The sequence below is a fragment of the Saliniramus sp. genome (genome assembly GCF_035311605.1).
Classification (GTDB): domain Bacteria; phylum Pseudomonadota; class Alphaproteobacteria; order Rhizobiales; family Beijerinckiaceae; genus Saliniramus.
On sequence record NZ_DATGCW010000108.1, the window covers coordinates 1 to 18,820 of the forward strand.

The 18,820-nt window shown below is 64.4% G+C and carries 20 protein-coding genes; 12 read left to right on the forward strand and 8 right to left on the reverse strand.

Annotated elements, in window-relative coordinates:
• Nucleotides 1-163: 163 nt before the first annotated feature.
• Nucleotides 164-1,006 carry a 2,3,4,5-tetrahydropyridine-2,6-dicarboxylate N-succinyltransferase gene (dapD, locus tag VKP01_RS05150; protein ID WP_324410923.1) on the reverse strand — a complete coding sequence of 281 codons (843 nt, stop codon included), beginning with the start codon at nt 1,004-1,006 and terminating at the stop codon, nt 164-166.
• A 218-nt stretch (nt 1,007-1,224) separates the two neighbouring features.
• Between dapD and VKP01_RS05155 the strand changes: the two genes are divergently transcribed.
• The 4 genes from VKP01_RS05155 to VKP01_RS05170 all read left to right on the forward strand — a co-directional run bounded on the left by VKP01_RS05155 (nt 1,225) and on the right by VKP01_RS05170 (nt 4,055).
• Nucleotides 1,225-1,992 carry an alpha/beta hydrolase gene (locus tag VKP01_RS05155; protein WP_324410925.1) on the forward strand — a complete coding sequence of 256 codons (768 nt, stop codon included), beginning with the start codon at nt 1,225-1,227 and terminating at the stop codon, nt 1,990-1,992.
• Nucleotides 1,989-2,879 carry an alpha/beta fold hydrolase gene (locus VKP01_RS05160; RefSeq protein ID WP_324410927.1) on the forward strand — a complete coding sequence of 297 codons (891 nt, stop codon included), beginning with the start codon at nt 1,989-1,991 and terminating at the stop codon, nt 2,877-2,879. The genes VKP01_RS05155 and VKP01_RS05160 overlap by 4 nt, the downstream gene beginning before the upstream one ends.
• Before the next feature lie 41 nt (nt 2,880-2,920).
• Nucleotides 2,921-3,769: a serine O-acetyltransferase gene (gene cysE / locus VKP01_RS05165; RefSeq protein ID WP_324410929.1), complete on the forward strand. Its 849-nt coding sequence runs from the start codon at nt 2,921-2,923 to the stop codon at nt 3,767-3,769.
• 88 nt (nt 3,770-3,857) lie between these two features.
• Nucleotides 3,858-4,055, forward strand: coding sequence for a DUF3126 family protein (locus VKP01_RS05170; protein WP_414706522.1), 198 nt, complete (start codon nt 3,858-3,860; stop codon nt 4,053-4,055).
• Nucleotides 4,056-4,092: 37 nt separating this feature from the next.
• On the opposite strand, the gene VKP01_RS05175 is transcribed toward VKP01_RS05170, so the two are convergent.
• Entirely contained in the window at nt 4,093-4,788 is a 696-nt protein-coding gene (locus VKP01_RS05175) for a hypothetical protein (RefSeq protein ID WP_324410932.1), read from the reverse strand.
• Between the two features lie 139 nt (nt 4,789-4,927).
• Between VKP01_RS05175 and VKP01_RS05180 the strand changes: the two genes are divergently transcribed.
• Both VKP01_RS05180 and VKP01_RS05185 read left to right on the forward strand, forming a co-directional pair.
• Nucleotides 4,928-5,254 carry a DUF6949 family protein gene (locus VKP01_RS05180; RefSeq protein ID WP_074444850.1) on the forward strand — a complete coding sequence of 109 codons (327 nt, stop codon included), beginning with the start codon at nt 4,928-4,930 and terminating at the stop codon, nt 5,252-5,254.
• 95 nt (nt 5,255-5,349) lie between these two features.
• Entirely contained in the window at nt 5,350-5,880 is a 531-nt protein-coding gene (locus VKP01_RS05185; protein WP_324410935.1) for a gamma carbonic anhydrase family protein, read from the forward strand.
• A gap of 6 nt (nt 5,881-5,886) precedes the next feature.
• On the opposite strand, the gene purB is transcribed toward VKP01_RS05185, so the two are convergent.
• Complete coding sequence (purB, locus tag VKP01_RS05190; RefSeq protein ID WP_324410937.1) at nt 5,887-7,194, reverse strand: adenylosuccinate lyase; 1,308 nt, start codon at nt 7,192-7,194, stop codon at nt 5,887-5,889.
• An 80-nt stretch (nt 7,195-7,274) separates the two neighbouring features.
• The gene (locus tag VKP01_RS05195; protein WP_324410939.1) at nt 7,275-7,445 is read right to left on the reverse strand and encodes a hypothetical protein; all 171 of its coding nucleotides are present in this window, start codon (nt 7,443-7,445) and stop codon (nt 7,275-7,277) included.
• Here VKP01_RS05195 and dgcN point away from each other — a divergent pair.
• A complete protein-coding gene (dgcN, locus tag VKP01_RS05200) occupies nt 7,431-8,444 on the forward strand; it encodes an N-acetyltransferase DgcN (RefSeq protein WP_324410940.1) in 1,014 nt (337 codons plus the stop codon). The two genes, VKP01_RS05195 and dgcN, sit on opposite strands and share 15 nt — an antisense overlap.
• A 113-nt stretch (nt 8,445-8,557) precedes the next feature.
• On the opposite strand, the gene VKP01_RS05205 is transcribed toward dgcN, so the two are convergent.
• The 4 genes from VKP01_RS05205 to VKP01_RS05220 all read right to left on the reverse strand — a co-directional run bounded on the left by VKP01_RS05205 (nt 8,558) and on the right by VKP01_RS05220 (nt 13,010).
• Nucleotides 8,558-9,523, reverse strand: a complete 966-nt coding sequence (locus VKP01_RS05205) for a hypothetical protein (protein WP_324410942.1) — start codon at nt 9,521-9,523, stop codon at nt 8,558-8,560.
• Between the two features lie 219 nt (nt 9,524-9,742).
• A complete protein-coding gene (locus tag VKP01_RS05210) occupies nt 9,743-11,107 on the reverse strand; it encodes a hypothetical protein (protein ID WP_324410944.1) in 1,365 nt (454 codons plus the stop codon).
• A gap of 215 nt (nt 11,108-11,322) precedes the next feature.
• Nucleotides 11,323-11,763, reverse strand: coding sequence for an HIT family protein (locus VKP01_RS05215; protein WP_324410945.1), 441 nt, complete (start codon nt 11,761-11,763; stop codon nt 11,323-11,325).
• Nucleotides 11,764-11,858: 95 nt separating this feature from the next.
• Nucleotides 11,859-13,010, reverse strand: a complete 1,152-nt coding sequence (locus VKP01_RS05220) for a GNAT family N-acetyltransferase (RefSeq protein ID WP_324410956.1) — start codon at nt 13,008-13,010, stop codon at nt 11,859-11,861.
• Nucleotides 13,011-13,287: 277 nt separating this feature from the next.
• Here VKP01_RS05220 and fliF point away from each other — a divergent pair, with 277 nt between their 5' ends.
• The 5 genes from fliF to VKP01_RS05245 form a co-directional block, all read left to right on the forward strand.
• The gene (fliF, locus tag VKP01_RS05225) at nt 13,288-14,940 is read left to right on the forward strand and encodes a flagellar basal-body MS-ring/collar protein FliF (protein ID WP_324410947.1); all 1,653 of its coding nucleotides are present in this window, start codon (nt 13,288-13,290) and stop codon (nt 14,938-14,940) included.
• A 2-nt stretch (nt 14,941-14,942) separates the two neighbouring features.
• A complete protein-coding gene (locus VKP01_RS05230) occupies nt 14,943-15,641 on the forward strand; it encodes a hypothetical protein (protein WP_324410949.1) in 699 nt (232 codons plus the stop codon).
• Nucleotides 15,642-15,652: 11 nt separating this feature from the next.
• A complete protein-coding gene (locus VKP01_RS05235; protein ID WP_324410950.1) occupies nt 15,653-17,077 on the forward strand; it encodes a MotB family protein in 1,425 nt (474 codons plus the stop codon).
• The gene (locus VKP01_RS05240) at nt 17,074-18,510 is read left to right on the forward strand and encodes a chemotaxis protein (RefSeq protein ID WP_324410952.1); all 1,437 of its coding nucleotides are present in this window, start codon (nt 17,074-17,076) and stop codon (nt 18,508-18,510) included. The genes VKP01_RS05235 and VKP01_RS05240 overlap by 4 nt, the downstream gene beginning before the upstream one ends.
• The coding region (locus VKP01_RS05245) for a hypothetical protein (RefSeq protein ID WP_324410954.1) at nt 18,507-18,820 on the forward strand (314 nt) is incomplete at its 3' end. The genes VKP01_RS05240 and VKP01_RS05245, both read left to right, overlap by 4 nt.

The window sequence follows — 18,820 nt, forward strand, 5'->3', positions numbered from 1 at the left end:
CGCGAAATGGTAAACCCGGCCTGTTTCAGCGCATCCGAGACGACAGCCAGCGCGCCGCCATCCTCGGGGGTGACCGAAGGGCAGCGGATCAGCGCCTGCGCGAAGGCGAGAGCGGAGGGCAGTTCCGGCGCCGTGGCGTGGCTGGTCATGATCGCGCTCCGGGTCAGTCGCGCAGGAGTTCGTTGATGCTGGTTTTCTCACGGGTCTGCGCGTCGACGCGCTTGACGATCACGGCGCAGGAGAGCGACGGGCCGGGCGAGCCGTCCGGGAAGGGCTTTCCAGGCATCGTGCCGGGGACGACGACCGAGTAGGGCGGCACCTTGCCCCGGAAGATCTCGCCGGTGGTTCGGTCGACGATCTTCGTCGAGCCGGAGAGGAAGACGCCCATGGAGAGCACGGAGCCCTCGCCGACGATCACGCCCTCGACCACCTCGGAGCGCGCGCCGATGAAGCAATTGTCCTCGATGATCGTGGGATTGGCCTGCAGCGGCTCCAGCACGCCGCCGATGCCGACGCCGCCAGACAGATGCACGTTCTTGCCGATCTGCGCGCAGGAGCCGACGGTCGCCCAGGTATCGACCATGGTGCCCTCATCGACATAGGCGCCGAGATTGACGAAGGACGGCATCAGGACGACGCCCTTGGCGATATGCGAGCCACGGCGCACGACGCAGTTCGGCACCGCGCGAAAGCCTGCTTCCTTGAAGCGCGCCGCATCCCAGGCATCGAACTTAGAGGCGACCTTGTCCCACCAGACCGACTGGCCCGGCCCGCCGGCAATGACTTCCATGTCGTTGAGGCGGAAGGAGAGCAGCACCGCCTTCTTCAGCCATTGATGCACGACCCACTCATCGCCCTGCTTCTCGGCGACGCGGGCCTTGCCGGAATCGAGCATGGCAAGGGCGGTTTCGACGGCCTCGCGCACCGCGCCGGTGGTGGCGGCGGAAACGGAGGCGCGATCCTCCCAGGCGGCATCGATGGTGGCGGCGAGATCGGCGTGAGACATGATGAGCGCTCCGGCATGACGGTTTGTTGCGCGCTCATTAGCAACAAGCGTACGGCTTGGGTAGAGGCGAATGAGTCGTGACCCGCCACGCGGTTCGCTCATGGCGCCTGTCGCATCGCGGCCATTGCGCAAACGGGCGCGCCTGGTCCATACCCTGTGCGAGGCGGTCCAGCCGCTTCGCACGTGATCGACGACAATTCATTCGGGCCATATCGACCATGCAGAGCTTTTCATCGGACGGCGTGCGCATCGCCTTCATCGACGTCGCCGCCGAGGGCGAGGATCGCGGCGAGCCGATCATTCTGATCCACGGTTTCGCTTCCAACCATGCCGTCAACTGGGTGAACACCCTGTGGGTAAAGACGCTCGCGCGGGCCGGGCGCCGCGTCATCGCGCTCGACAATCGCGGCCACGGGCAGAGCGAGAAGCTTTATGATCCCGCCGCCTATGACAGCTTCATCATGGCCGAGGATGCGCGCCGGCTGCTCGATCATCTCGATATCGCCCGCGCCGACGTCATGGGCTATTCCATGGGTGCGCGGATCAGCGCGCATCTCGCGCTGGCGCATCCCGATCGGGTGCGCAGCCTCCTGATGGGCGGGCTCGGGATCCATCTCGTCGAGGGTGTGGGCCTGCCGATGGGCATTGCCGATGCGATGGAGGTGGCCTCCGCCGACGAACTCACCGATCCGCTGCAGCGGATGTTCCGCCTCTTCGCCGAGCAGACCGGCAGCGACCTGAAGGCGCTGGCCGCCTGCATTCGTGGCTCACGCCAGACGCTGACCCGGGTCGAGATCGAGCGCATCATGGCGCCGACCCTGATCAGCGTGGGCACGAAGGACGAGATCGCCGGCTCGCCGCATGAGCTCGCGGCGCTGATCCCGGATGCGCAGGCGCTCGACATCCCCGGTCGTGACCACAATCTCGCCGTCGGCGACAAGACTCACCGCGCCGGTGTGCTGCAATTCCTGGATGAACGCGCGTGACGATCAGCTTCACCGGAGCCCATGACAACCGCCTCGTCGGCGATGAATTCTTCGCCGGGGACGCAGCTGAAGGCGGATCAGCGCCGACAGCACTGCTGCTGCATGGCGGCGGGCAGACGCGTCACGCCTGGGGCAGCACCGCCGAGCGTCTCGCTGCGCGCGCCTGGCGGGCGATTGCCCTCGACCAGCGCGGCCACGGCGACAGCGACTGGCTCGCTTCCGGCGCCTACAGCTTCCGCGATTTCGGTGCTGATGCGCGTCGTGTGGCGCAGGCCTTGGCCGGGGAGGGCGGGCAGGCCCCCGTTGCCATCGGCGCCTCGCTCGGTGGTCTCGCTTCGATCCTCGCGCTGGGAGACGACCCGCAGGCCGAGCCGTGCTTTCGCGCACTCGTTCTCGTCGATATCGTGCCGCAGATGGATCCGCGCGGGGTGGACCGCATCCAGTCCTTCATGATGGCGCATGCGCGTGAGGGTTTCGCGACGATCGACGAGGCCGCCGATGCGGTGGCGCGCTATCTGCCGCATCGCCCCCGCCCGCGCTCCCTCGACGGTCTGCGCAAGAACCTGCGCCGCGCCGATGACGGGCGCTGGTACTGGCACTGGGATCCGGCCTTTCTCGATGGGCCCGGTTCGGTGAATGCCGATTGGCGCGAATCGGAGGCCGCTTTGCATCGCTGCGCCCGCGCGATCCGGGTGCCGGTTCTGCTCGTGCGCGGTGGTTCCAGCGAACTCGTCACACCCGAGGCGGCGCAGGCGTTTCGCGAACTGGTGCCGCATGCGCAGTTCATCGACGTGGCGCAGGCGCGCCATATGGTGGCGGGTGATCGCAACGATGTGTTTTCCAATGCGGTCGAAAGCTTCTTGGATCGGCTCGATCAAGGCTTATAATAGGTTTATGCGCGGATTGCGCAGAGCGGGAGGACAAGCCGATGGCGCGGACGCAAACGAGGAGCGATGTCGCCGTTTCGCAGCGGCGCGGTGTCGTCGGGAATCTTGATCCGATCTGGGATCAGGTCCGGCATGAGGCTGAAGCGGTTGCGCGCAACGAATCGGCGCTCACCAATTTCGTGCTCACCAGCGTGCTGAACCAGCCCTCGCTCGAAGCGGCGGTGATACACCGGGTGGCGTCGCGGCTGGCGCATCCCGCGCTATCGGCGGATCTGATCAGCCAGACCTACATGGAAGCTGTCCAGGACGAACCGGGCATCGGCGCGGCCTTTCGCGCCGACATCATCGCCGTGATCGACCGGGATCCGGCCTGCACGCGGCTGATCGAGCCCTTGCTCTATTTCAAGGGCTTCCACGCCATCCAGACCTATCGTCTGGCGCATTGGCTCTGGCATCGCGGGCGGCGCGATCTGGCGCTCTACCTGCAGAGCGTCTCCTCGGAGACTTTCCAGACCGACATCAATCCGCAGGCGACGATCGGCAAGGGAATCTTCCTGGATCACGCCACCGGCCTTGTCGTCGGTGCAACGGCGAGCGTCGATGACGACGTCTCGATCCTGCAGGACGTGACGCTCGGCGGCACCGGCAAGGAGAGCGGGGATCGCCATCCCAAGATCCGCTGCGGCGTGCTGATCGGGGCCGGGGCCAAGATCCTCGGCAATATCGAGGTTGGCCATTGCGCGCGCGTCGCTGCCGGCTCCGTGGTGCTCGAGCCCGTGCCGCATAATACGACGGTCGCCGGCGTTCCCGCCCGCGTTGTCGGCACGGCGGGTTGCGCCGAGCCGGCGCGGACGATGGACCAGATTCTGGCCGAGAAGCAGGGGCGCTGACGCAGCGGGTTGCGCCGACCCGCGCAACATGGCAAGCCGTTCGCATCCCCAAATCAGAAAAGCGGAGCAACTGGTGAACAAATCCGAAATGGCAAAAGTCGAGCGTTATCTGCGCCAGACTTTCGCAAATCACGCGATCCGTGTCGTCGGGCGCCCCAAGAAGGACGATTCGGCCGAGGTCTATATCGGTGAGGAATTCATCGGCGTGCTCTTCCTTGATGACGAGGACGGCGATCGCTCGTTCAATTTCCAGATGGCGATCCTGGATACGGATCTGGAAGACTGAACCTGCGCCGGCTAGGCGCCCATCCCGCGCCGCCGATTCACGCGTGCGGCGCGAGCAGATCCGTGTTCAGCCAGAGGATGATGCGCTCCCAGTGCCGCACGTCCGCTTTGGCCATTTGCAGTTGAATGTCGAGGCCGTTGCGACGCAGCTCCGCCGAGCAGCTCGGCGCAACGGGCCCGTCCCCGCGCCGACCGCAACGCGCTGCGAAGCTGCGGCCCTCGGGTGGCGCGAGCAGCAGCACTTCTCCGGCATAGGGCGTATCGTCACGAAAAGAGCGGCGCACCAGATTGCCGCCGAAAGTGCTGGCATCGCTCGACAGGAAGCGCGCGTAAATCAGTCGCGGGCGATCCGCCGGCGCCACCGCGCGATCGGGCGCGGCGAGGGCGACGATGATCTGCGCATCCGGGTCGACTGCATCCCCGACGATATCGGCAAGCGGTATGCGCAGGCTCAACCGTCCCGGAACGCCCTCGCTTATCGCGAGCCAGTGTTCTGCGACACGCAGCGCCTGGCCCCCGAAACGCAGATCGTGCATGATCGGCTCCTGCGGTTGGGCCTTTGTCGGCAAAAGCAGATGCCGGCTCATGCTGAAGGCGGCGATGCCCGCCGCGCAGACGAGCACGATCAGAACCAGAACCAGCAAATCGGCGCGGATCAGTTTCTGCTGCGGGCCGACCTGACGCTGCCCGATTGCCGGATGAGGTTGCCTGTAGAAGACCGATTCCCGCGCCATTTCCCGCCCCGTGTCGCGCCGCGCAATCATGCTGCACGCATTAACCTTGTCGCGCGATCAGGCTTAATCATTCGTTAAAGCTGGTGCACACTGCCTGTCATGGTTCGGGACGGCGGTGAGAGGGTATCGGGAAAGCGCGATGAGTTTTGATGCGTCCAACATTTCGAGCCTCGTGACGATCCTCGTCGGTTTCGCCTTTGCCGGCGCGCTGGCCAGCATGTTCGAGGCGCTGACGGCGCGCCGCGCCAGCTTCAACCTGTTGCTCGGCAAGGGGCCGATCGTGGTGGCCAGCCTGCCGGTGCTGGCATTCTCCGCTCCCTTCATCATCATGCGCAATACTGTGCGCGGACGCCGCTACGAGGATCGCCCCATCGGCTTCGTCATGGCTGCGACGATCATTGCCGGTTTGTGGAGCCTCGCCTCCGGATCGCTCGTGCGCGACGCACTGCATTTCCTGTTCGGGTGATGCGCTCGAAATGGTTTGCGTATGCGCGTGCTTGACACGCCCTGTCCGCGCCCGCTTCCCTGATGCTTCAGAACAATCAAAGGGAGGCGCGCATCATGCCGCTCTATGCACTCGATGGCGTCGCGCCGCAAACCCCGCAGGCGGGCCGCTTCTGGATCGCGCCGGACGCCCATGTCATCGGCAAGGTGCGGCTGGCCGATGATGTCGGGATCTGGTTCGGCGCGGTTCTGCGCGGGGATAACGAGCTGATCGATATCGGTGAAGGCTCCAACATCCAGGAGCATTCCGTGTTGCATACCGATATGGGCGCGCCGCTCACCATCGGCGCCGGCTGCACCATCGGCCACCGGGCCATCCTGCACGGCTGCACGATCGGCGACGGATCGCTGGTGGGGATGGGCGCGACGATCCTCAATCACGCCCGGATCGGGCGCAACTGCCTGATCGGCGCCAATGCACTGATCACCGAGGGAAAGGAGTTTCCCGACAATTCGCTTATCGTCGGGTCCCCGGCCAAGGCGATCCGTACCCTTGACGAAGCGGCAATCGCGGGTTTGCGGGGCTCCGCCGAAGGTTACGTCAAGAACTGGAAGCGCTTCACTGCCGGCATGACGCGCCTCGATTGACGCGCCTCAGGCGCGCCCGAAGACGCGCGTGAAGATGGTATCGACCTGTTTGAAGTGATAGCCGAGATCGAAGCACTCTTCGATCTCGGCATCGCTCATCTTCGCGCTGACTTCCGCATCCGCCTTGAGCAGGGTCAGGAAATCTCCCTCCCCGCGCCAGACCGGCATGGCGTTGCGCTGCACGAGGCGATAGGAATCCTCGCGCGAGACGCCCTTTTGCGTGAGCGCCAGAAGCACGCGCTGCGAATGGACGAGCCCGCCCAAGCGGTCGAGATTGTTCTGCATGGTTTCGGGATAGACGACGAGCTTGTCCATCACCCCGGTGAGGCGTGCGAGTGCGAAATCGAGCGTCACCGTCGCATCCGGGCCGATCATGCGCTCGACGGAGGAATGCGAGATGTCGCGCTCGTGCCAGAGCGCCACGTTCTCCATGGCGGGCAGGGCATAGGAACGCACCATGCGCGCGAGACCGGTGAGATTTTCCGTCAGCACCGGGTTGCGCTTGTGCGGCATGGCCGAGGAGCCCTTCTGGCCGGCGGAGAAATATTCCTCTGCCTCAAGCACTTCCGAGCGCTGCAGGTGACGCACTTCGGTGGAGAGCCGCTCGATCGAGGAGGCGATGACGCCGAGCGTGGTGAAGAACATGGCGTGGCGGTCGCGCGGGATCACCTGGGTGGAGACCGGCTCGGGTGTGAGGCCGAGTTTTTCCGCCACGTATTCCTCCACACGCGGATCGATATTGGCGAAGGTGCCGACGGCGCCGGAAATGGCGCAGGTAGCGATTTCCTCGCGCGCGGCGACGAGGCGCTTGCGGCAGCGGTCGAACTCGGCATAGGCCTGGGCCAGCTTCAGGCCAAAGGTTGTCGGCTCGGCATGGATGCCGTGGGAGCGTCCGATCGTCGGCGTCAGCTTGTACTCGAATGCGCGGCGTTCCAGCGCGGCGAGCAGCGCATCGAGATCGGCGAGCAGAAGGTCGGCGGCGCGGGTGAGCTGCACGTTGAAGCAGGTATCGAGCACATCCGAGGAGGTCATGCCCTGATGCACGAAGCGCGCCTCCGGCCCCACGATCTCGGCCAGATGCGTGAGGAAGGCGATAACGTCGTGCTTGACCTCGCGCTCGATCGCATCGATGCGCGCCACGTCGAAGGTGGCGGCGGAGCCTTTTTCCCAGACGATCTGCGCGGCCTCGCGCGGCACCACGCCGATTTCGGCCAAGGCCATGGTGGCGTGGGCCTCGATTTCGAACCAGATGCGGAATTTCGTCTCCGGCGACCAGATGGCGGTCATTTCCGGGCGGGCGTAGCGCTCGATCATTGTCTCACTCTGCGTTGCGGGAGGCGCATCGCCTCGACCTGATGGCGCGGCGTTAGCACGAACCGGGGCGGTTCACAATCTCACCCCTTGCGCAACCCACCAATGATGACGCGCGCGCGGGGGCGCAGGCGGGCTTTCGACAAAAAACGCCGCGCGGGGGCTTGCATGGCGCGCGCTTTCGCGCAGTTTTGAAGCAGAACAAGCGCCGGCAGGCGCAGCAAGCGAGCGGGGAATCCATGCAGATCGAACATCCATATCTCCTCTTCCTGGGCGATGCCCGCGATGCGCTCGCGGCCAAGACCGGGCTCGGCATCGTCGACTGGCGCCCGGAATGGTGCATCGGCCAGATGCGGCTTCCGGGCTGCAAGGCGGATGCGAAGCTGCCCGACATGGACCCGCGCGAAGCAGCCGGGAAAGGCGTCAAGACCATGGTGATCGGCGTCGTCAATGCCGGCGGCGTGCTGCCCGATGAGTGGGTGTCGATCATCGTCGATGCGCTCGATTCCGGCCTCGACATCGCCTCCGGCCTGCATATGCGTCTGGGTGATATCCCCGAGATCGCGGCGGCGGCGCAGCGCAACGGGCGCAAGCTCCACGATGTGCGCATGAGCAACGAGCGTTTCGCCACCGGCAAGGGCGACAAGCGCCCCGGCATGCGGCTCCTGACGGTGGGGACGGATTGCTCGGTGGGCAAGAAATACACCGCGCTCGCGCTGGAAAAAGGCATGCGTGATGCCGGTTTCGATGCCGATTTCCGCGCCACCGGTCAGACCGGCGTGTTCATCTCCGGGCGCGGCGCCGCGATTGACGCCGTGGTGGCGGATTTCATTTCCGGCGCGGTGGAATGGATCTCGCCGGCGGCAGAGCCCGACCACTGGGATCTGGTCGAGGGGCAGGGATCACTCTTCCACCCCTCCTTCGCCGGCGTCTCCCTCGGCCTGTTGCACGGCGCCCAGCCGGATGCCTTCGTCGTCTGCCACGAGCCGACCCGGCGCAACATGCGTGGGGTGAATACCCCGCTGCCGACGATCGGCGACGTCATCCACATGACCATCGCCTGCGGCCGCCTCACCAATCCCGCCATCCGCTGCGTCGGCATCGCGGTGAACACGCAGGCGCTCGACGAGGCGGAGGCGCGGGCGGAGCTCGCACGCATCGAAAAGATCTACGGCCTGCCCGCGACTGACCCGGTGCGCTTCGGCGTGGAGGGAATCGTCGGGGAGATCAAGGCACGTTTCGGCAAGGCGTAAGCCGCGAGATGATGCGCTAAACGGCGAAGGCCGCGCTCTCGAAAGAGCGCGGCCTCGACGGGCCCCCGATGTATCGGGAGTGAGCGGCAGGGGCCCGAAACGGGGTACGGCGGTCAGGGATCGTCGCCGCCGGTATTGTCGAAGCTGCTGTCGGGGTCGATATAAACCCAATTGTTGTTCGGTTGTGGGTGAGCGCCTGGCAGCCCGGTGCTGCCGGAGCCGCTTTGCCCGTTATTGTTGCCGGACCCGACTTGACCGACCGCTGCGGCGCGTTCGACTAGCTGCTGTTGCGCGGCTTCCCAGTCGAAAGTCCCGTCTTCCTGAACCTCGGCAATCGGAGCGAGCTCGTTGCGATCAATCAGGCCATCTGAGCCGGAAAGCTGTCCAAAAATTGTGTTGGCTTCCGGGCGCTCGATATTGAATGTTTCATCATTGACGGTCAGTCCATCGCTGAGTGCCTGCACAAGGCCCCAGAATTCGTTCTGGTTGATGTGATCATCCTCGCCGGCCCAGACGTTGAAATTGCCGAGGCCGCCCATCATATCCATGATTGCCGTGTTTATGCCACTGTCGGTGATAAGCTGAAGCGAATCCTGATTGGCGTATTCTTCGAAATGCTCCATGACCTGTTCAACTGAGACAGAAGTGGCATCGGCGCCGCCCAGATTCTTGATGATCAAATCCATCTGCTGCTCAGAGATACGCAGGGCTTTTGCACCTTCTTCCTTGTTAAGCATCGCATCACCGCCGGCTTGCGACAGGAGGCGCTCCTTGATCGCAAGCAACGACGCTTGGTTCGGATACGCGGGCGTGAGCATAGAAGTGAGCTCCTGCCCCGCAGTGATGGGCCAATCGCTTGAGCTCGAACTTGGCTGGTAGGTGGGGACAAGATTGCCATTGTACGTTTTATTTGCACCATAGCCGGGATCCGGGCCGGCGGATTGCGAAGGGGGGTGGTATGCTTGATTATCAGAGATGTCGTGAACGGCCTCATTAAGCCAACCTATGCCAAGAGTAGTCGGTTGAAAATTTGAAGCGACGTTGGCGCCTGTCATATCTAATACAATATTATTGCTCATAACTCAAACTCCCATTCAAATTCGCATTAACTATATCTAAAAGATTTTTTCTAGTCAATAAAAATATTTAATGTACATATAATATAATAATAGATTATACAATTTGCGAATAAAAAAGCCGCGCCTGTTATGGCGCGGCTTTCGAGGCGGGCTCGGGGCCGGGTCAGGAGGAGGGGTCCGGCAGGCATCCTTGCGGATGCCGCCCGCCTCACTTCGGTGTCAGGACCAGCGGTTCTGGAAGTTGTTACCGCCGCCGCGCCACATGTTGTTCATGGTCGATGCTGCCGGGGGGGCGCCGAAATTGTTGTTGATGCTCCAGCTTGGGACGCCCTGTCCATTGAAGAAGTTCTGAATGTTCCCGTACTGGTTGAGAGCATTGTGAGAGTTGCCAGGCGGGAGATGGATTGTTTGAGAATTGCCGCTCCCTGTCGTTGGCTGATGGATCACAGTTTGCGACGGCGGCGTCCAGTCAACCGTGGGAAGTGCCGGCTTCGGCGTTGAAATCGGCGTCGGTGTCGGCGCCGATTCCGGCTCCCCGAATGCGGCTATATCAAAGGCTCTGAGAATGCGGCTGACTTCTACATCGCCGGCATCATCGGGTGCGATGCCAAGCTTGAACAGTTCGGAACGCTCCATGTGTCCGTCGCTGCCCTTCATGTCAAGAGACTTGAGCTGGTTGAAGATCGTGAGAAGTGTCTCGTCAGGCAGGTCCCCGCCGGCGCGACGGTACAGTTCTTTGAAGCCGCGGAACTCATACCCTTTGCCTTCTTCATATTCGAAGCGGTTGACGTTGAGGTGGCTGGCGCCATTGAGAATCGCCGATTCGAAGCGGGCCTGCGTCAGATTGCCGTCTTCGTCCTGCCAGCGCGACACATGCCCCATGAAGGCATCGATGTTGAGTTCACCGGCGGTGCCATGATGGCGCATGAAATTCTTCGCGCGGGGCTCACTGATATTGAACTGCTCGACCAGTTGCGAGACCGAGATATTGCCATCAGGGAAGCGGTTGTTCAGCGTATTGCGGATTGTGTCGACGCTGACTTTTTCTTCACTGTGCACGAACAATGCGCTCTGGCCGTTACTCGCACCGATGCTTCCGACATTCTGCAGAACCGACGGCGTGACGTTCGATGTCGACTGCAACATCACGGGGCGGACCCTGTCATCGCTGCCGCGCGCGTCATCGCTGCGGACCTTTTCATCCGTGCGGCGCTGGTCATCAGTGCGGTGCTGTTCATCGCTGCGCGATGTACGACCCATCGTCGTCGTGGTGGCATCGTCGTTGGACGCATCGCGGCGTGCCGTCGGCGGCTCCCAGCCCGTGGAACCGGCTTCGACCCAGCTGCTCTGACGGGACAGGCTCACCGGAGCCGGGTCCGCATCGCGGCGCATGATGTCGGAGCGCAACTGCCGTTCGCTCTCGTTCCGGGCCGTATTGATCAGGCTCTGTGCCTTCGAACCGGAATTGGAATCCTGATCGACGCTTTTGAATGCGCTGTTGAAATCCCGCTGCGCGGTGTCGAAGCGGCTGTTGTCGACGTTGCTCTGGCGGGTGCTGGCGAAGGTAACCGGTGTCGTGTTCATCTTGCTCACTCCTGATTAAGATATCTGAAATCCCGATGCATTGACTATTTAATTTTTGATGCTTGAAGTCAATTAATAATACGTAATCGTAATACTTATTACGTACTTATGGTTAACGTGGTCTTCATAATTCATTGGGCGCATAAAAAGAGCGTTCCGAACGATTCCCCGGAACGCTCACAAGTCTTTGAAAAAACTGTTGTTTCGATCAGAATTCAGCCCGGAAGCGCCGCACGCAGCGTTTCGGCATGCTGTGCCAGCTGCGCCTGATCCGCCATCTCGCCGGTATGCGGGCGCAGGGGCACGCCGTCGAAACGGGGGATCACGTGGACATGCAGGTGAAACACGACCTGCCCGCCGGCGGGTTCATTGAACTGCTGGATGGTGATCCCGTCCGCCTTGAAAGCCTTCATCACCGCGCGTGCGACCAGCTGCGCCGCCTCGGCGACCGAGGCGAGCTGTTGTGCGCTGGCATCGAGCCAGTTACGCGCCGGCGTCTTGGGGATGACGAGGCAATGCCCGTCTCCGCGTGGCATGATATCCATGAAGGCGAGCACGTCGTCGTTCTCATAGACCTTGTGGCAGGGCAATTCACCGCGCAGGATCTTGGCGAAGACGTTGCTGTCGTCATAAGCGGTTTCGGGCTGCGTGCTCATCGGCTCACTCTCCTTGCTGGCCGGCCCATGCTTTGCATGGCCATGAATCGTCTGCCAGCGAGTGTGCCCCCCGTGGCCCTCCGGTCAAGGCCGGATCAGCCTTTCCCGTCACGCTGATCGCGACGGAATGGCAGGGCCTCGGTCAATTCCTCGCCAATGGCGCGCACGTAACCGCTCTCGCGGCGCAGATAATCCGCCACGGCGCGGCGCAGGCCGGGATCGGCGATGAGGTGGGCTGAGCGCGTCGTCACCGGGCGATAGCCGCGTGTGAGCTTGTGTTCGCCCTGTGCCCCGGCCTCGACCCGCGTCAGCCCGTGCGCAAGGGCGTAATCGATGGCCTGGTAATAGCAGATCTCGAAATGCAGGAAGGGGTGATCCTCGATGCAGCCCCAGTTGCGCCCATAGAGCGCGTCCTTGCCGATGAAGTTGATCGCGCCTGCGATATAGCGCCCGGCGCGCTTGGCGAGGATCAGCAGCACCCGCTCCGGCATGCGCTCGCCGATCAGCGAGAAGAATTCCCGGTTGAGATAGGGCCGCCCCCATTTGCGCGCGCCGGTATCCTCATAGTATGCGTGGAACGCATCCCAATGCGCCTCGGTGAGATCGGCGCCGGTCACCCATTCGACCGTGATATCCTCCGCCAGCGCGTCGCGCCGCTCGCGCCGGATGGCCTTGCGCTTGCGTGAGGCGAGGCTGGCGAGAAATCCTTCGAAATCGCCGTAGCCGTTATCGAACCAGTGGAACTGCTGGTCGATGCGGGTGAGGAAGTCGTCGGCGGCGAAGGCGTTGAAATCATCCTCGCGCAGAAAGGTGGCGTGGATCGAGGAGGCGCCGGTCTGGCGGCGCAGGGCGCGCAGGCCCGAAATCAGCTGGCTGCGGATTGCTCCCCCGGCCTCTCCGGGCGGTGCGAGCAGACGCGTGCCGGTCACCGGGGTGAAGGGAATGGAGACCTGGAGCTTGGGATAATAGCGCCCGCCGGCGCGCTCATAGGCGTCCGCCCAGCCCTGATCGAAAACATATTCGCCGCGTGAATGACCTTTCAGATAGCAGGGTACGGCGCCCATCAGCGCGCCGCCCTCGTCTTCGAGCAGCACATGCGCCGGGCCCCAGCCGGTCTCGGCGCGCACGCAGCCGGCATCTTCCAGCGCCGACAGAAAGGCGTGGCGGATGAAGGGATCGTCGCGCTCGTCCGGCGTCGCGGCGGCCAGCGCGCAGGCATCCCATTGGGCGGTGTCGATGAGGCTCATCGACGGGGCGATCTTCAGGGTCGGACCGCTTTGCGCCGGCTGGCCTGTGCCGTCCGCCGCCGGATCGTCCTTCGGTGGAGTCTCGCCCTCGCTCAAACCCTTCCTCCCCATCGTCGCCGCCGAATCCGACGGCATTGCATGACGGTGAGTATCTATGGCGCGAACGGCAAGACGCAATCCTCGGACAAGATTGAAGCGCCACAGTGGTCTTCGATGCGTGGACAACTCCCCAGGGCGGCTGCCCGCATCGGTGAGGCGGAACAGGGCGAGAGGCACGATGAGCGCGCGCGAACATGCCGATAAATTATGGGTGAGCCTGCAGGAACTGGGAGCCAGGCGTCTGATGATACTGGCGCTGGTCGGCTTGACGGTTTTCGCCACGATCGGTCTCTCGGCCTATTATCTCAGCCGACCGCAGTTCACGGTGCTCTATTCCGGGCTTGAGCGCGAGGACGTCACCCGCATCGGCTCGGCACTGACCGAGGCCGGAATGGATTTCGATGTCAGTGCGGCGGGCGACGCGGTGATGGTGGCGCATTCGCAGACGTCACGGGCGCGCATGCTGCTGGCCGAGAAGGGGCTGCCCTACAGCGCCAATGCCGGTTACGAACTTTTCGACAATCTCGGCTCGCTCGGCATCACCTCCTTCATGCAGGAAGTCACCCGGGTGCGCGCGCTCGAGGGTGAAATCGCCCGTTCGGTCCAGGCGATACGCGGGGTCTCGGCGGCACGGGTGCATATCGTCATGGCTGATCCCGGCTCCTTTCGCCGTGAACAGCACCCGCCCTCGGCCTCGGTGGTGGTGCGCATGCAATCGCCCGATGCGGGCGCCGCAGCGCAATCGATCCGCCACCTCGTCGCCGCCGCCGTGCCGGGGATGAGCGTGGAGCGTGTCACCGTTCTCTCGACCGACGGTACGCTGCTCGCCTCCGGCGATGACGGCAGCAACGGCGCCACCGCGCAGATGGCGACGCTGACCGCCGGTGTAAACCGAGAGATAGAGGGCAATGTCCGGCGCACGCTCGCTCCTTATCTGGGGCTCGACAATTTCGAGGTCAGCGCCAAGGCGAGCCTGAATACGGATCGCCGGGTGGTCAACGAGACCATTTTCGATCCCGATTCCCGTGTCGAACGCTCGATCCGCACCATTCGCGAAAACGAGACCGCGCAAAACCTCTCACGCGACACCCCCACAACCGTGCAGCAGAACATTCCCGAAGAGGAAGTCGGCGCGGTGCCGGGTGAGCAGTCGAACGAGGAAGTCCAGCGGCGTGAGGATCTGACCAATTACGAGATCTCGTCCACGCAGATCCAGACCAGCAGCGAGGGCTACGCCATCGAGAACGTCTCGATCGCGCTCCTCATCAACCGTTCCCGGCTCACGGCGGCTCTGGGTGAAGATGCAGGCGAAGCGGAACTTGCCGCGCAGATTGCCGAGATCGAGGCGCTTGCGGCCTCCGCTGCCGGTTTGCGCGAGGAGCGTGGTGATACGCTCAAGGTTGCGGTCGTCAACTTCCTCGACGATTACGGCAACTTCGAACCTGTGCCCGGTCCGGCCATGAGCGAGATCCTCTTGCGCCAGACCGGCAATATCGTCAGCGCGCTCGCCATGTTGCTGGTGGCCGCGATGGTGATCTGGTTCGGCCTGCGCCCTGCCGTCAACGCCGTCGTGCAGCGTCCGCAGAGCGAGCAGCAGGCGATCGAGCAGGCCGCGACGCCGGTCGCGATCGAGAGCGAAGCGGGCGGTTACGGGCCCGCCGCCCTGGCCGACCGCATGGCTGCCGGGTCGGGCGATGTCGATCTGATCGCCGATGTGTCTTCCCGGTTCAACACGAACAACGTCAAACGCCTCGAACAGATCGTCAATCTGAACGAAGAACAGGCCGTCCACATCCTGCGCCAATGGATGCGTGAAAGCGAGGATGCGTGATCATGGTACGCCCGATCCAGAGCTGCCTCGAGGAATTCCAGGTCTTGCAGCCGCCAGAGCCACGCCATGAGGAGGGTGCGGCGCGCCCGATGGCGGAAGCCCGGCGCGGCGGAGCTTCCGAGGATACCTGGCAGCGTGGCTACGAGGCCGGGCAGGCCGAGGTCCAGGCTCAGGCCGATATGAAGATGGCGGAGGCGCTCGAACAGGCGCGCATACAGGCCGATGAGGCCGGTCGCGCCGAGGCCGCCCGTGAAACCCGCGAGGCGGTGATCGCCGAACTCACCGCAACGCATGAACGCGCGCTCGAGGAGGCGCGCGCCATATGGGTCGCGGAGGAATCGGCGCGCCTGACCGAAGCGCTCGAAGCGGGCCTGGCGGATCTGCGCCTGCGGATTGCCGAAAAGCTTGGCCGTGCGCTGGAGCCCTTTCTCGCCGAAGCCCTGCGGGAGAAGGCCTGCGCCGAGATGGCGCGCATGCTGGAGCGCCTCTTCACCGCCGGCGAGGCAGGCGCCGAGATCCGCGTCGAGGGTCCGCAGGATCTGCTCGACGCTTTACGCGCCGCCCTGCCAGAGCGCCCCGGTCTCGTCATGCATGTCGTGCCGGGCCGCGCCGATATTCACGTGAGCTGCGCCGACACCACGCTCGAAACACAGATCAGTCAATGGTCCCGGATCCTGTCCGGCGATGTGAGCCAGCCCTGAGGAACCCCGTCATGGACGACAAGCAGCCCCAGGAAATCATCATCGTACGCCGCAAGCGCGACCCTGACGCAGGTGAAGCCAAGAACAGCGTCTGGAAGATCGCATTCGCCGATTTCATGACCGCGATGATGGCCTTCTTTCTGGTGATGTGGCTCATCAACGTCACTGATGATGACGCCAAGGAGATGGTGGCGAACTATTTCAACCCCATCAATCTGGCCGAGGCGACGAGCGACCGCAAAGGCCTGCGCGATCCCGAATCCTCGTCGAGCGGCGTCGATGGCGACGAGCATTCCACAATCGTGCCCCCGCGCGGTGATCCGGGCGAGGGCGGGGAGGGGACCGATGTCGCCGGCGGCGAGCGCCCGCGCTTTTCCGAGAGAGAACTCTTCCACGATCCCTACGCGGTTCTGGCCGAGCTCGCCGCCGAGCTCGACGAGCGCCAGCCGCCGAGCGCCGCGATCGACGTCTCTCCCGGCGAGAGCGGTGAGCCCGGCCTGCCCGGTGGCGATGCGTTCCGCGATCCCTTCGACCCGGTCTACTGGCAGACCGCGCCACAGCCGCGCATCGCCCGCGCAGATGGCGATGGCTCGACCGGCCCGCGCGGCCTCACCGATGCCGGTGCCGCCTTTCCCGAACTCGGCCCCGGCGAGGGCGAACCCGCCACCGACGAAGCGCAGCTGCCGTTTCCGCTGTTCGTCGAGAGCGAAGAGACCGAGACGGTGGTGCCGGATGATGAAAACGGTTTTGCCGGCCAGGGTATGATCGTGATCGAGGTGGTCGAGGAGCCCGCCGCCGATGTCGAGGCGATCGCGATCGCCGAGATTGCGCAGGAGCCGCTGCCCGCGCTCGACACCTTCACCGATGTCGAGCCCGGTCTGCTGGAGGAATCCAGCGTCGAGGGTGAGATCGAGCTGGCAAAGACCGTCGAGGAAGTGCTGACCGAGGAAGCGCCGACCGAGGCCGAGGTCGCAGCCGCCGCGTTGCGCGCGGAGATCGCCCGCCAGATCGATACGGAATTGCCGCAACTGGCCGATCAACCGCTTCTCGAAGTACGCGCCACGCCGGAAGGCATGCTGATCAGCCTGACCGATGCGGCGGATTTCGGCATGTTCGCGATCGGCTCCGCCGAGCCCAAGCCGGAAGTCGTCGGTGTGCTGCGCACCCTCGCCCAGGTGCTGGGCCAGCGTCCGGAGCCGCTTGTAATCAGGGGCCATACGGATGGCCGCCCCTTCCGTTCAGAAGAATACGACAACTGGCGTCTGTCCACCGCGCGCGCCCACATGGCCTATCACATGCTCGTGCATGGCGGCTTCGACGAGGGGCGCATCGCCCGGGTGGAAGGTCATGCGGATCGCATGCTCAAGGTGCCCGCCGATCCGGACGCGGCGGAGAACCGGCGCATCGAGATTCTGCTGCTGGAGCGTGCGGCATGACGGCCCGATTTGCTCTCCGCTTGCGTCGATTGCTGCTCGCCGGTGCGGGGCTGGCGCCGCTCCTTGTCGCTCCCGTTCCGGCCGTTGGCGAATCCGACGCCCGTATTGCGACGCGCGCGGCGCAGATCGCACAGGAGCGACGCGAGGAGGCCCGCCAGCCCTATGCCATGCTGCGCACGCTGCAATCCCTGCAGGAGCGCATCGCGCATGGCGATATCCGCGCTCATGAGGGCCAGCGGGCGCTGATCACCCGCGTCGCCGAAACCTTCCTGCGCGCCGATCCGGCGGAATTCATCGACAAGCGCAACGCCAATGCGGCGGTGAGTTTCGTCCTGGGCGGCGGCCCGCCGATCGTGCTGGAGCGCATGCTCGCCCTCGATCCCGCGCCCGCGATCGATCCCGATCTTCTGGCCGGCGCGCTCGCCTATGTGCATGGTCGCGAGGAGGATGCGCGCGAGCGGCTCGCGGGTTTTGATCCGCTGGCCCTGCCGGGCTATCTCGGGGCGCAGATCGCCATTGCCCGCTCGGCGCTGATCGTGCGCGAGGATCCGCAGGAGGCCGTGCGTCTGCTTTCACTGGCGCGTCTGCTTGCCCCCGGCACACTCGCCGAGGAGGCGGCGTTGCGCCGCGAGATCTTCGTCGAGGGCCAGCGCGGCGAGCTGGAGCGGCTGGAATTTCTCGCCGTACAGTATCTGCGCCGCTACCGCAGCTCGGTCTACGCCGGCAATTTCCGCCAGCGTTTCATCACGCTGCTGGCGACGCTCGATTTCGCGCAGAGCGTCGAGGATTTCCTGCGGCTCGAAACCGTGCTCGCGCAGATGGACGGTGAGGGAAAGCGTGACCTCTATCTCTTCTTCGCCCGTAACGCGCTGCTTTCAGGCACGCTCGACCTGACGCGTTACGCCTCCGAGCGCGCGATCGGTTTCTCCGCCGGCGACAGCGACGAGGAAGAGCGTGCGCGGTTCTACTTCGCTGCCGCGCAGATCGTGACGCCCGCCTACGAGCCGGCTGTCGAGATTCTGCTCGCGCTGGATCCCGACAGGCTGCCCGAGGCGGATCTGCCGATCCTCGAAGCCGCGATGGCCACCGCCGCCGCCATCGGCGAGCCGCTCCTCGCGGCGGTGGGTGTGAATGACGAGGCGGAGACGAACGAGCCTGACCTCGCGGATGCCTCCGATGCGACCGATTCTGAGGCCCAGGCTGAAGCCGAGGCAGAGGTGGAAGGCGATATTCCGAGTGCCGGAGAAGACGCCGATGCCGATGACGCCGATGGCGATGACGTCGAAGCCGATATCGCCGATGCGGATGCTCCCGAGGAGACGCTGCCCGAGACCGCGCTCGAGGCCGCTCTGTATTCGCAAACCCCGATCATGCAGCGCGCCATGGCTGCGCTCGACGACATCGATCTCCTGCTCGAAGGGCAAACACGATGAGTGCCGCATTGACCCGTTTCGATCCGCCCTCGGCTGATCACGCCGCCCGTCATAACAGTCGCAGCGGTCAGTCGCAGGCACGCGCGTCCGACAAGGCCGGCGAGAAGGGCGGTGGCGCGGATGCGTGGCGCGGCCCGGAGGCAATCGCCGCCGAACGGGCGCGGCGCGAAGGTGCGGGCGAGGGACGGCGGGAAACAGGCGCCGCCGGTCTCGATCAGGCCAACGCGCATCCCGATGATACCGCCGTCGCGGCGCGGATGGGGGATCTTGCCGCGCAGGCCGGGCGTGCACTCGCCGATCTTGCCGCAGC

What these genes read in the sequence shown, in the direction of transcription:
- VKP01_RS05210 (WP_324410944.1), bottom strand. Translation starts at nt 11,107, where the DNA reads ATGAACACGACACCGGTTACCTTCGCCAGCACCCGCCAGAGCAACGTC.
- VKP01_RS05215 (WP_324410945.1), bottom strand. Translation starts at nt 11,763, where the DNA reads ATGAGCACGCAGCCCGAAACCGCTTATGACGACAGCAACGTCTTCGCC.
- VKP01_RS05235 (WP_324410950.1), top strand. Translation starts at nt 15,653, where the DNA reads ATGGACGACAAGCAGCCCCAGGAAATCATCATCGTACGCCGCAAGCGC.
- VKP01_RS05175 (WP_324410932.1), bottom strand. Translation starts at nt 4,788, where the DNA reads ATGGCGCGGGAATCGGTCTTCTACAGGCAACCTCATCCGGCAATCGGG.
- VKP01_RS05180 (WP_074444850.1), top strand. Translation starts at nt 4,928, where the DNA reads ATGAGTTTTGATGCGTCCAACATTTCGAGCCTCGTGACGATCCTCGTC.
- VKP01_RS05205 (WP_324410942.1), bottom strand. Translation starts at nt 9,523, where the DNA reads ATGAGCAATAATATTGTATTAGATATGACAGGCGCCAACGTCGCTTCA.
- VKP01_RS05230 (WP_324410949.1), top strand. Translation starts at nt 14,943, where the DNA reads ATGGTACGCCCGATCCAGAGCTGCCTCGAGGAATTCCAGGTCTTGCAG.
- dgcN (WP_324410940.1), top strand. Translation starts at nt 7,431, where the DNA reads ATGCAGATCGAACATCCATATCTCCTCTTCCTGGGCGATGCCCGCGAT.
- cysE (WP_324410929.1), top strand. Translation starts at nt 2,921, where the DNA reads ATGGCGCGGACGCAAACGAGGAGCGATGTCGCCGTTTCGCAGCGGCGC.
- dapD (WP_324410923.1), bottom strand. Translation starts at nt 1,006, where the DNA reads ATGTCTCACGCCGATCTCGCCGCCACCATCGATGCCGCCTGGGAGGAT.
- VKP01_RS05155 (WP_324410925.1), top strand. Translation starts at nt 1,225, where the DNA reads ATGCAGAGCTTTTCATCGGACGGCGTGCGCATCGCCTTCATCGACGTC.
- VKP01_RS05185 (WP_324410935.1), top strand. Translation starts at nt 5,350, where the DNA reads ATGCCGCTCTATGCACTCGATGGCGTCGCGCCGCAAACCCCGCAGGCG.
- VKP01_RS05170 (WP_414706522.1), top strand. Translation starts at nt 3,858, where the DNA reads ATGGCAAAAGTCGAGCGTTATCTGCGCCAGACTTTCGCAAATCACGCG.
- fliF (WP_324410947.1), top strand. Translation starts at nt 13,288, where the DNA reads ATGAGCGCGCGCGAACATGCCGATAAATTATGGGTGAGCCTGCAGGAA.
- VKP01_RS05220 (WP_324410956.1), bottom strand. Translation starts at nt 13,010, where the DNA reads ATGAGCCTCATCGACACCGCCCAATGGGATGCCTGCGCGCTGGCCGCC.
- VKP01_RS05195 (WP_324410939.1), bottom strand. Translation starts at nt 7,445, where the DNA reads ATGTTCGATCTGCATGGATTCCCCGCTCGCTTGCTGCGCCTGCCGGCG.
- purB (WP_324410937.1), bottom strand. Translation starts at nt 7,194, where the DNA reads ATGATCGAGCGCTACGCCCGCCCGGAAATGACCGCCATCTGGTCGCCG.
- VKP01_RS05240 (WP_324410952.1), top strand. Translation starts at nt 17,074, where the DNA reads ATGACGGCCCGATTTGCTCTCCGCTTGCGTCGATTGCTGCTCGCCGGT.